This is a genomic window from Natronobeatus ordinarius, from assembly GCF_024362485.1.
GTDB classification, from domain to species: Archaea; Halobacteriota; Halobacteria; order Halobacteriales; family Natrialbaceae; genus Natronobeatus; species Natronobeatus ordinarius.
This window is the reverse complement of the sequence record NZ_CP101456.1, coordinates 580102-593878: the sequence shown is the minus strand read 5'-3', so window position 1 is coordinate 593878 and position 13777 is coordinate 580102. Positions and strand designations below refer to the sequence as shown.

Here is a 13777-nt window from a genome sequence, read left to right as displayed (position 1 = left end):
CTCAGAGCCAGAGGTCGAGGTCGGTGGTCTCGTCGTGGGCCCGCTCCAGCGGGTCCTCGAAGGCGCGCATGTGGATCTCGCCGGCGAAGACGGTCGCCTCGTTCAAGTGGCCGGCGACGGCCTCCCCGTCAGGTCGCGAGCAGACGACGTGCGTGTGGGCGAACCGCTCGCCGTCCAACAGGGCGACGTTCCCCACGCAGCTCGCGACCTCGAGTGGTTCGTCGAACTCGACGGGGGCGTACTCGAGCCCGTCCTGGTCGTAGAACCAGAGTTCGGCGTCGGAGACCGCACCGAGGCCGGTGAACCAGGCCGCGTCGGCCTCGACCTCCGCTGCGAGCGATTCGATCTCGGATCGCCACTCCGCGCCCGTCTCGAGGCGGGCGACGTACTCGCCTGTGGGTTCGACGGCTCGGTAGTTCATACGCCGATACTGTGTTCGCCAGTGGAAAAAGATCACCGTTCGCGATCGGGAGTCGATCGTCGTGAACGAATCGGGACGGTTATCGCCACGCTGGAAGTGTCGCCGCCTCGTCGGCAGCCATCGAGAGCCACGCCCCGTCGGCGGAGATGTCCGCGATGACGTACTCGTCGCTGCGGCCGTCAGAGTCGATCGCGCCGACGATCGTGTCGCCAGGCACGTCCGTGTGCCCGTATGGGTTCGACACCATGCTTGTATATCACACACACCATAGTATAAAGTCGTCGGAATCTACCTCCAGTGGTGATCACGACATGCCCGCCAGAGAACGAAGCAGGATCTGGCGAACGCCGGGGGTCGGCAAAGTTTCACGGCCGAGTATCAGATCGACGACACAGATAGTAATTCGGCAGGCACCGGACACAGCGTGTGGTAATTGTAGATAAAAAGTAGCTCATATCAAATATCGGGTGCTCAGACGTTCATTCAACGACAGTAGACAGAGTCGTTCACAGCCGTACACAATGCCCCGTTGAGGCGAAGTACGATTCACCAGAAGCGTGGATCCACGGCAGTTCTGCACCAGGACAGTACTATCAGAATAATCTGAAATACAGAAAAAACTATATAACCGAGGTAGCATTTGTGTGGGTATGTCTCGTCAAGACAACCCACACGGTTTGACGTCGATTACGCGGCGCCGACTCATCGGGAGTGGCGTGGCGGTGTCGGCCGCGTTCCTCGCAGGCTGCATCGGCGGTGACGACGCCGCCGTTCCCGCTGGCGACCGACTCAGCTTCACCCAGCAGGTAGCCCCAATCGAGTGGGACCCGGTCGTTCTCAACGACGCGTACTCCTCTCAGATCACGCAGGTGCTCTACGACGGACTCTACGAGTACGACGTCGGGACTCTCGATCCGCAACCAAAGCTCGCAGCCGACGCTCCAGAGATCGAACGAGACGGCCAGCGGTTCGTCGTCGAACTCCGCGACGGGCCCGAGTTCCACAACGGGGATCCGGTCACCGCCGAGGACGTCGTCCACTCGTTCCTCGCACCCGTCGAGGAGCAGACGGACAACATGCCGGACTTCGACATGATCGAGTCCGCCGAGGCCATCGACGACACGACGGTTCAGTTCGACCTCGAGTACCCGTACGCGCCGTTCGAGACGATCACCCTTCCGACGAGCATCGTCAACTCGGAGGTTCGCCAGAGTGATCCCGACGCGTACAACACGGAGAACCCGATCGGGTCGGGGCCGTACCAGTTCGCCGAGTGGGAAGACGGCGAGTACGTCGACGTCGAGCGCTGGGACGACTACTGGGACGAGCCGAGCCAGGTGGCGGCGATCCGGTACGAGCCGGCAGAGGACGACGCCGGGCGCGTCTCCCGAATTCTCGCCGAGGAGACCGACATTATGGAGGGGATTCCCCCGCAGGACTGGGACGATATCGAGTCCGAAGACGGTATCGAGATCGCGTCCATCGACAGTACGAGCTACCTGTACATGGCGTTCAACTGTAACGAGGGGCCGACGGCCGATCCCGACGTTCGCCGGGCGATCGCCCACTGCCACTCGCGCCGTGACTTCGTCGAGGACATCTTCGGGGAGGCCGCCGTCTTCACCAACATGTCGGTGGCGCCCTCGGTGGCCGAGGAGTTCGACATGCCCGCCGACCAGTTCCTCGAGATGAACTACGAGTTCGATCCCGACCGTGCCCAGGAACTGCTCGACGAGAGCGACGCGATCGACGACGGTGAGGAACTCGACATCATCGTCCCGCCGGACGACATTCGCCAGCAGTGGGCCGAGGTCATCGCCGACCGCCTCGACGAGATCGGCTACGGGGCCAGCGTTCGGCGCCTCGATTGGGACGTGTTCACGGACACGTACCAGTCGGGTGACGCCGACGAGTTCAACATCTACGCCCTCGGCTGGACCGGCGGTGCTGACCCCGACGTGTACTTCTACCAGCTGTTTCACGAGGACAACGAGGGACTCACACAGGGCCACTTCTACGACAATCCGGAGTTCCACGAGAACATCCAGGACGCACGTCGGTCCGTCGACCCCGCCGAACGGAGTGAACTCTACACCGAAATCCAGACCGAGATCAACGAGCAGGCGATTCACCTCCCGGGCTGGAGCGACCTGAACGCAGTCGCCTACGTCGAAGACGCCGTCGAGGGCGTGCACGCGAGTACGTCGGTCTCCACCAACCCGCACCTCGACCACCCGGACCTCAACCTGCTGTAGGCGAATCGGGCGATTGCGACGAGGAGCGGAGCGACGAACCGCCGCCGGTTCGTTCATCGACCGACTGACTACCACACCCGTCCCAAAATTAACAGAAGAGTAGAGTTTCAGCGCACATGGAAATGGTTGTACCCAATATTGCCGAAGTGAGTGTGAGAGAGACGGTAGCGTGATACGATGGGGCTGTTACGATACACGATATATCGACTGATGCAGGCCGTCCCGGTGATGTTCGGGATCGCGGTCGTCACGTTCCTGCTCGTCAATCTGGCGCCCGGTGACCCGGTCGACTACATGGTCGCCGAACAGATCGCCAGCGAGGAGTTGATCGAGGCGATCGAGGAACGGTACGGCCTCGACCAGCCGCTTCACATGCGGTTTCTCAACTACCTTGGACTGCCGTGGTTCCTCGAGGTACTCGGCGTTCCCGGGTTCGAAGAGTCCCCCAGAGGGCTGCTGCAGGGCGACCTCGGCCTCAGCATGTACTACGATCGGCCGGTTAGCGAACTGATGCTCGTCCGGCTGCCACCGACGCTGCTGTTGATGCTCTCAGCGTACGCGTTCGCGATCGTGACGGCGATCCCGCTGGGCGTGCTCGCGGCGAAACGCCGGAACGAGCCCACCGACCACGTCTCCCGAATCATCGCGCTCGTCGGCGTCAGCACGCCGTCGTTCTGGATCGGCATCATGCTGATCATCCTCTTCGGCGTCCACCTCGGCTGGCTGCCGACCGGTCGGCTGGTGTACCCCTGGCGCGACCCCGCTCACTACGGCTACAGCGGCCACCTCGAGTTGTACTACCAGACGATCAGACACCTGCTCTTACCGATGATCGCCCTCGGCACGTTGCAGATGGCGACGATCATGCGCGTCGAACGGAGCGCGATGATCGAGTCGTTCCAGAAAGACTACGTCAGGCTCGCCCGCGCCTACGGCGTCCCCGAACGGACGATCATGCGAAAACACGCGTTCCGCGTCTCCCAGCTGCCGGTCATCACGCTCGTCGGGCTCAACCTGACGAGCGCGATCGGCGGTGCGGTGCTCATCGAGGAGGTGTTCGCGATCAACGGCATGGGCCGGCTGATCATCCAGGCGATCGGGACGTACGACTACCAGCTCGTCCTCGGGACTACCATCGTCGTCGGATTCGTGTTCGTAATCGGCGTCATCGTCACCGACATCGCCTACGCGTACGTCGACCCGCGGGTATCGTACGGGGAGGAGAGCTAACATGGCTGTCGGAGAACAACAGACGGAGAGCGAGACCGAACTCGAGATCGGCGACGGGACGGCGGACGACGAGTTCGAGGCGGACGTCGGCTGGCGGTACACGCTCAGGAAGGTCAAGGCGGATACCACGGCCCGCTTCGGGATGTACGTCATCGCGATCGTGCTGGGCATCGCGCTGATCACCGCCATCGACAGTAACCTCTCGAGGCTCACGCTCGGGCGCGCCGAGAACTTCCTGCTGGCGGAGACGTTCCTCTCACACCCCGAGCGTCACCCCGATCCAGGAGCGACCGAGCGCCGGCTGCCACCGGCGTTCGTCGAGGGTGGAACGTGGGAGCATCCGCTCGGGACCGACCAGAACGGTCGCGACTACCTCACGCGACTCATCTACGGAACGCAGGTGTCCGTGTTCGTGGGGATCGTCGCGACCGGAATCGGACTCGTCGGGGGAACGATCGTCGGCGCAGTTTCGGGCTACTACGGCGGCCGGGTCGACGACGTGCTGATGCGCGCGGTGGAGACGCTGTACGCCATCCCGCCGCTCGTCCTCGTGATCGTGTTCACGGTGTTCGTCAGCGGGGGGAACCCCGACATCACCTACGCCGCCCTCGGCGTCGGGATCGCGTTCATCCCGGTGTTCGCTCGGCTCATCCGCAGTCGGGTGTTGAGCGTCCGCGAGATGGACTACGTCGAGGCCGCACGAGCCGCTGGCGTCAGGGATCGGGACATCTTGCTCCGCCACGTGATCCCGAACAGTTTCGCCCCCGTGCTGGTGCTGGCGACGCTGTACATCGGCGTGACGATCCTCATCGTCGCCGGCCTCTCTTTCCTCGGCTACGGCGCACAGCCGCCGACCGCCGACTGGGGAGAGATGCTCCGCCTCGCACACCAGTACATGCACTCGAACTACTGGTTGAGTATCTGGCCCGGCCTCGCCATCCTGATCACCATCATGGGGTTCAACCTCTTCGGCGACGGCCTGCAGGACGCGCTGGACCCGCGAATCAAGTGAGACGATTATCAATCTACAATGAGTGAAACGATACTCGAAGTGACCGACCTGAAGACGCAATTTTTCACCGAACGCGGCGTCGTCCGTGCAGTAGACGGCGTCTCGTTCGACGTGAAACGAGGGGAGATCGTCGGCCTCGTCGGCGAATCCGGTGCCGGAAAGAGCGTCGCAACCTCGAGCATCATGCGCCTGATCGAATCGCCCGGCGAGATCGTCGGCGGCGAGATCGACTACATGGGCACGACCGTCGTCGGGTTCGAAGAACGCGACGGCGAGCTCGTTCCCCGCGACGAGATGCTCACCGACGCCGAGATGCGCGAACAGATCCGCGGCAACGAGATCGCGATCATCTTCCAGGATCCGATGGAGTCGCTCAACCCCGTCTACACCGTCGGCGGACAGGTTCGCGAGTTCATCGAGCTCAACCGCGATCTCAGCCGCGAGGAGGCGAAAGAAGAGGCGATCGAGATGCTCCGGCGCGTCGGCATCCCCGAGGCCGAGAGCCGCTACGACGACTACCCACACGAGTTCAGCGGCGGGATGCGCCAGCGCGTGCTCATCGCCATGGCGCTCGGCTGCCGACCGAACCTCATCATCGCCGACGAGCCGACGACCGCCCTCGACGTCACCGTCGAAGGGCAGATCTTAGAGCTCGTCGACGACCTCAGGACGGAGTTCGACACGAGTTTTATCTGGGTCACCCACGACATGGGCGTCGTCGCCGAGATTTGCGACCGCGTGAACGTCATGTACCTCGGCGAGATCGTCGAGCAGGCGCCCGTCGACGAGCTGTTCTACGACACCAAACATCCCTACACGAAAGCGCTGTTGAACTCGATTCCCCGGCCGGACCGGACCGTCGACGACCTCGAGGCGATCGAGGGGACGATGCCGAGCGCGAGGAGTCCGCCCGCAGGCTGCCGGTTCCACCCGCGATGCGTCGACGCCCGGGAGGAGTGTCGCGTCACCGAACCCGAGTTCGTCGAGGTCGGCGAAGACGGCGAGCCACACCGGGCCGCCTGTCTCAAACACGGCGACGACGGCTACTGGGAGAGCGAACCGCTCCCGGGGCGCGAGGGCGAGTCACGCAGCGAACGTGAGCGTGGGTCCATGGAGGGACGACGATGAGTTCCGCGCTCGAACAGCTCGAGGACGTCGAAGCGGGCGAGACGCTGCTGGAAGTCGAGAATCTCTCGAAGTACTTCGCAGCCGACACCGGCATCCTCGCGGGACTGTTCGGCTCAGGGGACGTCGAGGCGGTCGACGACGTCAGCTTCGAGATCGAGAAGGGCGAGACGCTCGCGCTCGTCGGCGAGAGCGGCTGTGGGAAGAGCACGCTCGCTCGGACGATCCTCCAGCTGATCGAGCCGACCGCTGGGAGCGTCCGGTTCAAAGGCGTCGAACTGACCGAGCGGTCGTCTCGGGAGCTCCGACCACTCCGGCGAGACATGCAGATGATCTTTCAGGACCCGCAGTCGTCGCTCAACCCGCGGATGAAAGTCGGCCAGATCATCGAAGAGCCGATGAAGGCCCACGGGATGTACACGAAAGACGAACGGCGAGAACGGACGAAGGAGTTGCTCGAGCAGGTCGGACTCGAGCGTGCGTACTACAACCGGTATCCACACGAGTTCTCGGGCGGTCAGCGCCAGCGGATCAACCTCGCCCGGGCGATGAGCACCGACCCTGACTTCATCCTGTGTGACGAACCGGTCTCGGCGCTCGACGTCTCCGTCCAGGCGCAGGTGCTAAACGCCATGCGCGAACTCCAGGAAGAGTTCGGGCTGACGTACCTGATCATCTCCCACGATATGAGCGTCGTCAGGTACATCGCCGACCGGGTCGCCGTGATGTACCTCGGACACGTCGTCGAGCTCGCCGAGAAAGAGGAGCTGTTCGAGAACCCGAAACATCCCTACACGAAAGCGCTCCTCGATGCGATCCCGGTTCCCGACCCCCGGTCTCGAGACGTCCGTGGGACGCTCGAGGGCGACGTCCCGAGTCCCATCGATCCGCCTTCGGGCTGCCGGTTCCGGACTCGCTGTCCGGCGCTGATCCAGCCGGAGCGCTACGGGCTTTCCGAAGACGAGTGGGAACGTGTCCTCGAGTTCGTCCGAGCGGTCGACCGCCGAACGTTCGTCCTCGAGGGTCCGGACGACGGAGAGGGGCGCTCGCTCGCCGCGGTCGAAGCCGACATCGATTCGACGTTCTTCCCCGACGGCCGACCTGGCGGGGACGCAGGGGCGCTCGTCGAGGACGTCTGCCGGCGGCTGGCCGAAGGCGACTGGGACGGCGCGCGTGAACTGGTTCGCGAGGCGGTCGAGACCTCGAGCATCTGTGCACAGGAACGGCCGAGCGCGACGGTCCCGACCCAGCACGGCTCGGCCACGCACGACGTCGCCTGTCACCTGTACCGGGAGTGACCGGGCGTCGCTCGAGGGCGTCTGAGGTGACGGTGACCGAACTCACCGAATAGTGATCGTCGTCGAGTCGCTGGTCTCTGGCGCCGTCGCGACGAAAGCGGCGATTTCGTGGGTTCCGCTAGACGGTTCGACCCACCGGGTCGGTGTCCCGTGTCGTTTGATTCGACCGTTCCACGTCCGGGTGAACGTTCGGGTCTCGCCGGCTCGAAGCGAGAGCGACCGGGCGACGTCGGGGACGTAGATCGGTTCGTCGGTCGCCTCGACGAGCCCGTCCACCGACCAGCCCCAGATTCGAGCGCCCTCGATTCGGACGGTGATCGGGAGTGGCAACCGGTTCGAGACGTCGATCCGGATCTCGACGGAGTCGCCTGGATCGTACACCTGCTCGTCCGTTTCGACCGAGACGGCTAAGGCCCGGCGAGCGATCGACGCCGGAACCAGCGCATCGAGTCCTCGGGAGAACACCGAGGGATCCTGGTCGAAGCCGAACTCGTCGTCGGCGTCGGGCCGTCGCCGAACCCGTGACATATCGGTTCGAGTAGACGTCCCGTCCGTGTTGAACGTTGCGGTCGGCTGCCAGCGACGGTCGTTTTGTCGTCCGGGAAACACTGGCTTTATACTCGGTTTAACCGTACGAGGGTGACATGAACGTAGCCGATGCGATGACCCCCCGCTCGGAGGTGGTGACCGTCGAGTTGCCCGGTACCCGAAACGACGTGCTCGAGTACCTCCAGGAACGCTCGTTCTCCTCCGTTCCCGTCGTGAAATCGACCGACGACGGCCCCGAGTACCGCGGCCTCGTCTCGCGGGACGCCCTGATCGAACAGCCCGACGAGGACCAGCTCGTCATGCTGATGGAGGACGTCCCGACGACGACCGCCGAGGCGACGATCGAGGAGGTCGCGACGCTGATGGTCGAGGAGGGTGCCCGCCGCGTCCCCGTCGTCGACGGTGAGTTCGAGGGGATCGTCACGGTGACCGACGTGATCCACGCGATCGCGACCGGCGACGCCGAGACCGACGCGACCGTGGGCGACCACGCCAGCGAGAACGTGAACACGACCTACGAGGGCGCACCGCTGCCCGTCGCCGAGCGCGAACTCTCCTACGCGAACGTCCCCTACACCGTCGCGCTCGACGAGGAGGGTCGGATGAGCGGCGTTCTCACCGAGGTCGACATCATCGACGTCGCCCGGATCGTCGAGGGGGAGGAATCGACGGGTGACAACTTCCCCGATCAGGACTCCCAGTGGTCCTGGGAGGGCATCAAGGCCGTCGGCAGCCGCTACCTCCCGACGCGGGACATCGAGATCCCCTCCGAATCCGTCAGCGAGTTCATGACCGAGGACGTCATCACGGTCTCGAGTCGGCGATCGGTCGAGGAGGCCGCCCAGCTGATGATCAGCAACGACATCGAACAGATCCCGATGGTCGGCGGCGACGAACTGGTCGGCATCGTTCGCGACGTCGACTTGCTCGAGGCACTGTCGAACTGATCGCCACACCGTCGTGGCGATGCGGTCGGCGTGGTGGTCGTCGGCGGACTGCCGATGATCGATCGGGCGACGCTCGAGCGGCCGTTCCACAACGAACCGTGCACCCGACGACGAGGCGTCATTTTTCGGTCGTCACACAGACGTACAATACTAAGAGCGTGTCGTGCGAACGGGAGGCTATGACGTTACTAGACGACGCGAGCGATCCGATCATGGACGTCGAAGAGATCTTAGAGACCGTCGCCGCACTCGGCGACCCCGACCGATTCGAGCTGACCTACGCGGTGTACGCCGCCGAGGTCGACGGACGCACCCTCGAGGAGATCGCGGCGGACGTCGGTCGCCCGGTGGCGGCCGTCGAGGCAGACGTCGAGGCACTGATCGACGGCGGCGTCCTCGCCGAACGGATGGCGTGTCTGATCGGCGACGACTGTGACGGCGAGCAGTACGAGGTGACCGAGTTCGGGCGGCTCGCACTCGAGGAGGGCGTGCTCGCGCTCTTCGAGGCGGCGGGGGCGATCGGCGAGCTATCTGAGTGATGAACACACGATTGTCGGTGAGCTGAGCACGCGAGCGCCGGCAATCGCTGAACGCGTGTGAACGCGTCACGACGCGACGAAAGTGACTTTTAGGCGGGGTTTCACGGTACGATTGAGTATGAACGCACAGGAGTCGCGGCGATCGACCGACGCCTCGTCGGTTCGGTCGAACGCCCATCGAACGAGTCGAGTCCACACGCGAGAGCTATGAGCGAGGAGGCAACGAGCGAGAAGTTAGTCGAGCTCGCCAAGCGACGCGGCTACTTCTTCCAGTCCTCAGGTGTCTACGGCGGCGTCGGCGGCTTCTACACCTTCGGCCCACAGGGCGCGTCGCTAAAGAGCAACCTCGAGGACGCCTGGCGCGAGCGATACGCTCTCGGCGAGGGTCACATGGAGATCGACGCGCCGACGATCATGCCCGAACCGGTCTTCGAGGCGTCGGGCCACCTCGAGGGGTTCGACGATATGCTGGTCGAGTGTCCCGAGTGTGAGACGAGCTCCCGTGCGGATCACCTCGTCGAGGACAACACCGAGTACGAGGACGCAGAGAGCCTCCCGATCCCCGAGGTCGAGGAGATCATCGCCGAGTACGAACTCGTCTGTCCCGAGTGCGGTGCGGGACTCGCGGGCGTCGCCGTCGAGGACTTCAACCTCATGTTCGCGACGAACATCGGCCCCGGCGACGCCCAGCCCGGCTACATGCGCCCGGAAACGGCCCAGGGCATCTTCGTCGAGTTCCCCCGGCTCAAGGAGTACGCCCGCAACCAGCTCCCCTTCGGCGTCACCCAGATCGGCCGGGCCTACCGAAACGAGATCAGCCCCCGCCGCTCGATCATCCGCACCCGGGAGTTCACCCAGGCCGAACTCGAGCTGTTCATCGATCCCGAGGAGGACGAACCAGAGCTCTCGAGCGTCGAGGACGTCCCCGTGACGCTCTACCCAGCGCCCGAGCAGCAGGCCGACGACGGCGAGCCCATCGAGACGACGATCGGCGAGGCGGTCGCCGACGGCACGATCGCCGACCCCTGGATCGCCTACTTCCTCGGCGTCTCCCAGGAGTGGTACGCGTCGGTCGGCGTCGACGCAGATCGCTTTCGCTTCCGCCAGCACCTCTCGGGCGAGCGAGCTCACTACGCGAGTGACTGCTGGGACGCCGAGTCCGAAATCGACGGGAACTGGATCGAGATCGCGGGCTTCGCCCACCGGGGCGACTACGACCTCTCGAACCACGCCGACCACTCCGGCGAGCGCTTCACCGTCTTCAAGCAGTACGACGAGCCGAAGGTCGTCGAACGCGCCACCGTCGACCCCGACATGAGCTACCTGGGTCCGGAGTTCGGCGGCGACGCTGGCGCCGTCGTCGAGGCACTCGAGAAACTGGCCGAGCGCGACCGGGCCGCGTTCGACGGCGAAACGGTCGAAATCGACCTCGAGGACGAGGCTCACGAGATTCCCGTCGAAAAGACCGGCTTTGCCGTCGACGAGGAGACGATCGCCGGCGAGCACGTCATCCCGAACGTCGTCGAGCCCTCCTTCGGCGTCGACCGACTCGTCTACACGGTCTTGCATCACGCCTACCGCGAGGACGAGGTCGACGGCGAGGAGCGGACCTACCTCGCGCTCGACCCCGAGGTCGCGCCGACCTTCGTCGGCGTCTTCCCGCTCCAGCGCGACGACGACCTCGAGGCCGAGGCGAACGCGATCGCCGCCGAGTTGCGCGCCGAGGGCCTGTCGGTCACCTACGACGACTCCGGTGCGATCGGCCGGCGCTATCGCCGCCAGGACGAGGTCGGCACGCCCTTCTGCGTGACGGTCGACTACGAGAGCCTCGAGGACGACGCCGTGACCGTCCGCGAGCGCGATTCGACCGCCCAGAAGCGCCTCCCGATCGACGAATTGCCGGCGACGCTCGCGGCGTTGCGGGCGGGCGACCTCGCGTTCGCGGAGCTCTAAGTATCGACGAACTGAATATCACGGCGTTCGGAAGACGACTGGATGGCCGACGAACTCAAGCGACGACTGGTTCACGCGAGCGGCGCCGGCCTCGTCGCCCTCTACCTCCTCGCGCAGTTCCTCGAGTTGCCGCTCACCTGGGAGCGCTTTGGCGTCCTGATGGTCGTGCTCGCCCTCGGTGCGATCGGCCTCGAGTTCCTCCGCCTGCGGGTCGGCCTCGAGTGGTGGGTCTACGAGAAGCTCACCCGCGAGTACGAACAGGACCAGTTCGCGGGCTACGGTTACTACGTGGTGAGCATGACGATCGTCGTGCTCGTCTTCGGGCCCGAGGTCGCCCTCCCCGCCATGTTGATGCTCGCGATCGGCGACCCCGTAAGCGGCGCGCTCTCGGACGATACGTTGCGCCGGATCAAGCGCCCGCAGGTGCTCGCCGCGACGTTCGGCGTCATGCTGGTGCTGGCCCTGCCGTTTCTCCCGCCCGCGGCGGCGATCGCCGCCGCCCTCGGCGGGACGCTCGCCGACGGGGTGAAGGTCACTTACGGCGAGTTCGTGCTCGACGACAACCTGACGATCCCGATCTACGCCGCCGTCTTCGCCTGGCTCGCGCTCGAGTTCGTTCCGGTGTGATCAGCGATCGGTGGATCGCCGATCAGAGATCGGTGGCCCGAAAGCGGTGGTAGCCGGCCCCGACCGAGACGACGATCCAGCCGACGAGCACGGCGAGTGCGAATGCCGGCCGTTCGTAGACGGCCGGCTCCGACGGCGGTCTGACGAACCAGCCGCCAGTGAGGTCGGCATCGAATCCGGTGAGCAGGTACGTGTACGCGGCGACGGGATTGATCGCCGCGACGAGTTCGACCCACGCCGGAGTCGTCTCGGGGAACGAGAAGCCGTGGCGGACGTACAGCACGGCGGTAGGAAGCTGTGCCCAGAACCCGAAAAAGAACAGGACGAACGCTCCGAACGCGGCGATCGTCGCCCGGGTCGTCGTTCGGACGACCGCCGAGATCGCGACCGCGAGGGCCGTAAACGTCACGCCGAGGAGCGCGAGGATCAGCGTCACGACGACGAGCCTGACGGGATCGACGGTCACCCCGAATAACGCGGCGATCGGGGTCGCAACGAGCATCGACGCGACCACCGCCGTACAGATCACGATCGATCGCCCCAGGAACGTCCCGAGGACCACCGTTCCGCGGGAGATCGGCAACCCGAGAACGACTTTGAGCGCGCCGGTCGTTCGCTTCTCGACGAGCGAGGACGCGAAGAAGCCGAGCGCGAGCAGCGGCGTCAGCATCGCGAACAGCGGGAGGAGCGTTGGGATCAGCTCGGGCTCGCCGCCGCGGGCCGACGTCGATCGCCCGGCGGCGTAGGTCACGAGCGCCGCGAGGAGGACGAAGATGCCCACGAGGAGGTGGAACTGTCGCTCCCGGACGGTGTCCTGGACGTCCTCGCGGACGAACAGCGCGAGCGTCTCGGGGGACGGGACGGTCACTGCGCGACACCTCGCGTGTAGCGCTCGAACAGGTCTTCCAGGGGCATTTCGCTCGTGGTGACGTTCCGCACGTCGGCCCCGGCGTCGTAGACCGTGGCGACGACCGCTGCCTTCGCCGCGTTCTCGCAGGCGACGACGACGGTCGACCCGTTCGATCTGACGCCAGAGACGCCTTCGAGCGAGCGAACGCGCTCGAGCGCGTCGTCGGGAACGCTCGAGAGTTCGAGGGTGACGGCAGACGTCCCGCCGCTCGATTCGCGCAGCGCGTCGATCGTGTCGACGGCGACGAGTTCGCCGCCGTCGACGATGGCGACTCGGTCACAGACCGCCTCGACCTGCTCTAAAATGTGACTCGAGAAGAAGACCGTCGCGCCGCGGGCGTTCTCCTCGCGGACGATCCGGCGCATCTCGCGGGCGCCGTTGGGGTCGAGGCCGGTCGAGGGCTCGTCGAGGATCAGCAGGTCAGGCTCGCCGACCAGCGCCATCGCGAGCAGGAGCCGCTGAGCCATCCCCTTCGAGTACTCCTCGACGGGGTACGCGTCGGGTCCGCGCATGCCGACGCGCTCGATGAGTTCGTCCGGGTCGTCGTCGGCGCCTTTCGCCTCGATGGCGAACTCGACGTGTTCGCGACCCGTTCGCTCCCCGATCGGGCCGTAGCCGTCGGGGAGGACACCGACGCGCTCGCGAACGGCGGGCCCTTCGGTGGCGACGTCGCGACCGAGGACGCGAACCGAGCCCGCGGTCGGGGCGGTGTAGCCGAGCAGGACGTCGATCGTCGTCGACTTCCCCGCGCCGTTGGGGCCTAAAAAGCCGAAGATCTCGCCGGACTGGACGGTGAGGTCGAGGTCGTGGAGGGCGGTGACCGACCGGCCCCCGAAGAGGCCGAACCGCTCGTAGCGTTTGGTCACGCCGCGAAGTTCGATCGCGGCCATACGACCAACATATCTGTGTAA

General features: G+C 65.2%; 14 protein-coding genes and 1 pseudogene. 10 read left to right on the top strand and 5 right to left on the bottom strand.

Translation table 11 applies throughout. The features are described from left to right. Window position 1: 1 nt before the first annotated feature. Both NMQ09_RS03085 and NMQ09_RS03080 read right to left on the bottom strand, forming a co-directional pair. Window positions 2-421, bottom strand: coding sequence for a PPC domain-containing DNA-binding protein (locus tag NMQ09_RS03085; RefSeq protein ID WP_255192986.1), 420 nt, complete (start codon window positions 419-421; stop codon window positions 2-4). A gap of 79 nt (window positions 422-500) precedes the next feature. Beyond that, window positions 501-668, bottom strand: coding sequence for a DUF7556 family protein (locus tag NMQ09_RS03080; protein ID WP_255192985.1), 168 nt, complete (start codon window positions 666-668; stop codon window positions 501-503). Between the two features lie 403 nt (window positions 669-1071). On the opposite strand from NMQ09_RS03080, the gene NMQ09_RS03075 reads away from it, so the two are divergent. From NMQ09_RS03075 to NMQ09_RS21135, 6 genes and pseudogenes are all read left to right on the top strand, one after another. After that, window positions 1072-2676, top strand: coding sequence for an ABC transporter substrate-binding protein (locus tag NMQ09_RS03075; RefSeq protein ID WP_255192984.1), 1605 nt, complete (start codon window positions 1072-1074; stop codon window positions 2674-2676). Between the two features lie 177 nt (window positions 2677-2853). Continuing rightward, window positions 2854-3906, top strand: a complete 1053-nt coding sequence (locus NMQ09_RS03070) for an ABC transporter permease (protein ID WP_255192983.1) — start codon at window positions 2854-2856, stop codon at window positions 3904-3906. Between the two features lies 1 nt (window position 3907). Then, the gene (locus NMQ09_RS03065) at window positions 3908-4918 is read left to right on the top strand and encodes an ABC transporter permease (protein ID WP_255192982.1); all 1011 of its coding nucleotides are present in this window, start codon (window positions 3908-3910) and stop codon (window positions 4916-4918) included. 18 nt (window positions 4919-4936) lie between these two features. Beyond that, window positions 4937-6046 (top strand): ABC transporter ATP-binding protein, encoded by a 1110-nt coding sequence (locus tag NMQ09_RS03060; RefSeq protein ID WP_255192981.1) that lies wholly within the window; start codon window positions 4937-4939, stop codon window positions 6044-6046. Beyond that, window positions 6043-6621 (top strand): annotated as a pseudogene (locus tag NMQ09_RS21140) (ATP-binding cassette domain-containing protein); the annotation flags it as partial. The gene NMQ09_RS03060 and the pseudogene NMQ09_RS21140, both read left to right, overlap by 4 nt. Before the next feature lie 54 nt (window positions 6622-6675). Further along, window positions 6676-7341, top strand: coding sequence for an oligopeptide/dipeptide ABC transporter ATP-binding protein (locus NMQ09_RS21135; protein WP_425607265.1), 666 nt, complete (start codon window positions 6676-6678; stop codon window positions 7339-7341). Window positions 7342-7383: 42 nt separating this feature from the next. Here the strand turns inward: NMQ09_RS21135 and NMQ09_RS03050 are convergent, their stop codons facing one another. Then, window positions 7384-7869 (bottom strand): DUF7974 family protein, encoded by a 486-nt coding sequence (locus tag NMQ09_RS03050; RefSeq protein ID WP_255192979.1) that lies wholly within the window; start codon window positions 7867-7869, stop codon window positions 7384-7386. 116 nt (window positions 7870-7985) lie between these two features. Between NMQ09_RS03050 and NMQ09_RS03045 the strand changes: the two genes are divergently transcribed. The 4 genes from NMQ09_RS03045 to NMQ09_RS03030 all read left to right on the top strand — a co-directional run bounded on the left by NMQ09_RS03045 (window position 7986) and on the right by NMQ09_RS03030 (window position 11956). Then, window positions 7986-8837, top strand: coding sequence for a CBS domain-containing protein (locus NMQ09_RS03045; protein WP_255192978.1), 852 nt, complete (start codon window positions 7986-7988; stop codon window positions 8835-8837). A gap of 179 nt (window positions 8838-9016) precedes the next feature. Next, window positions 9017-9376, top strand: coding sequence for an ArsR family transcriptional regulator (locus NMQ09_RS03040; RefSeq protein WP_255192977.1), 360 nt, complete (start codon window positions 9017-9019; stop codon window positions 9374-9376). A gap of 207 nt (window positions 9377-9583) precedes the next feature. Further along, the gene (glyS, locus tag NMQ09_RS03035; protein WP_255192976.1) at window positions 9584-11329 is read left to right on the top strand and encodes a glycine--tRNA ligase; all 1746 of its coding nucleotides are present in this window, start codon (window positions 9584-9586) and stop codon (window positions 11327-11329) included. Between the two features lie 42 nt (window positions 11330-11371). Then, the gene (locus NMQ09_RS03030; RefSeq protein ID WP_255192975.1) at window positions 11372-11956 is read left to right on the top strand and encodes a diacylglycerol/polyprenol kinase family protein; all 585 of its coding nucleotides are present in this window, start codon (window positions 11372-11374) and stop codon (window positions 11954-11956) included. A gap of 22 nt (window positions 11957-11978) precedes the next feature. Here the strand turns inward: NMQ09_RS03030 and NMQ09_RS03025 are convergent, their stop codons facing one another. Together NMQ09_RS03025 and NMQ09_RS03020 are read right to left on the bottom strand one after the other, a co-directional pair. After that, window positions 11979-12824, bottom strand: a complete 846-nt coding sequence (locus NMQ09_RS03025; protein WP_255192974.1) for an ABC transporter permease — start codon at window positions 12822-12824, stop codon at window positions 11979-11981. Then, window positions 12821-13756, bottom strand: a complete 936-nt coding sequence (locus tag NMQ09_RS03020; RefSeq protein ID WP_255192973.1) for an ABC transporter ATP-binding protein — start codon at window positions 13754-13756, stop codon at window positions 12821-12823. The genes NMQ09_RS03025 and NMQ09_RS03020 overlap by 4 nt, the downstream gene beginning before the upstream one ends. Between the last annotated feature and the right edge of the window lie 21 nt (window positions 13757-13777).

What these genes read in the sequence shown, in the direction of transcription:
- NMQ09_RS03075 (WP_255192984.1), top strand. Translation starts at nt 1,072, where the DNA reads ATGTCTCGTCAAGACAACCCACACGGTTTGACGTCGATTACGCGGCGC.
- NMQ09_RS03050 (WP_255192979.1), bottom strand. Translation starts at nt 7,869, where the DNA reads ATGTCACGGGTTCGGCGACGGCCCGACGCCGACGACGAGTTCGGCTTC.
- NMQ09_RS03085 (WP_255192986.1), bottom strand. Translation starts at nt 421, where the DNA reads ATGAACTACCGAGCCGTCGAACCCACAGGCGAGTACGTCGCCCGCCTC.
- glyS (WP_255192976.1), top strand. Translation starts at nt 9,584, where the DNA reads ATGAGCGAGGAGGCAACGAGCGAGAAGTTAGTCGAGCTCGCCAAGCGA.
- NMQ09_RS03030 (WP_255192975.1), top strand. Translation starts at nt 11,372, where the DNA reads ATGGCCGACGAACTCAAGCGACGACTGGTTCACGCGAGCGGCGCCGGC.
- NMQ09_RS21135 (WP_425607265.1), top strand. Translation starts at nt 6,676, where the DNA reads ATGCGCGAACTCCAGGAAGAGTTCGGGCTGACGTACCTGATCATCTCC.
- NMQ09_RS03070 (WP_255192983.1), top strand. Translation starts at nt 2,854, where the DNA reads ATGGGGCTGTTACGATACACGATATATCGACTGATGCAGGCCGTCCCG.
- NMQ09_RS03045 (WP_255192978.1), top strand. Translation starts at nt 7,986, where the DNA reads ATGAACGTAGCCGATGCGATGACCCCCCGCTCGGAGGTGGTGACCGTC.
- NMQ09_RS03080 (WP_255192985.1), bottom strand. Translation starts at nt 668, where the DNA reads ATGGTGTCGAACCCATACGGGCACACGGACGTGCCTGGCGACACGATC.
- NMQ09_RS03060 (WP_255192981.1), top strand. Translation starts at nt 4,937, where the DNA reads ATGAGTGAAACGATACTCGAAGTGACCGACCTGAAGACGCAATTTTTC.
- NMQ09_RS03020 (WP_255192973.1), bottom strand. Translation starts at nt 13,756, where the DNA reads ATGGCCGCGATCGAACTTCGCGGCGTGACCAAACGCTACGAGCGGTTC.
- NMQ09_RS03040 (WP_255192977.1), top strand. Translation starts at nt 9,017, where the DNA reads ATGACGTTACTAGACGACGCGAGCGATCCGATCATGGACGTCGAAGAG.
- NMQ09_RS03065 (WP_255192982.1), top strand. Translation starts at nt 3,908, where the DNA reads ATGGCTGTCGGAGAACAACAGACGGAGAGCGAGACCGAACTCGAGATC.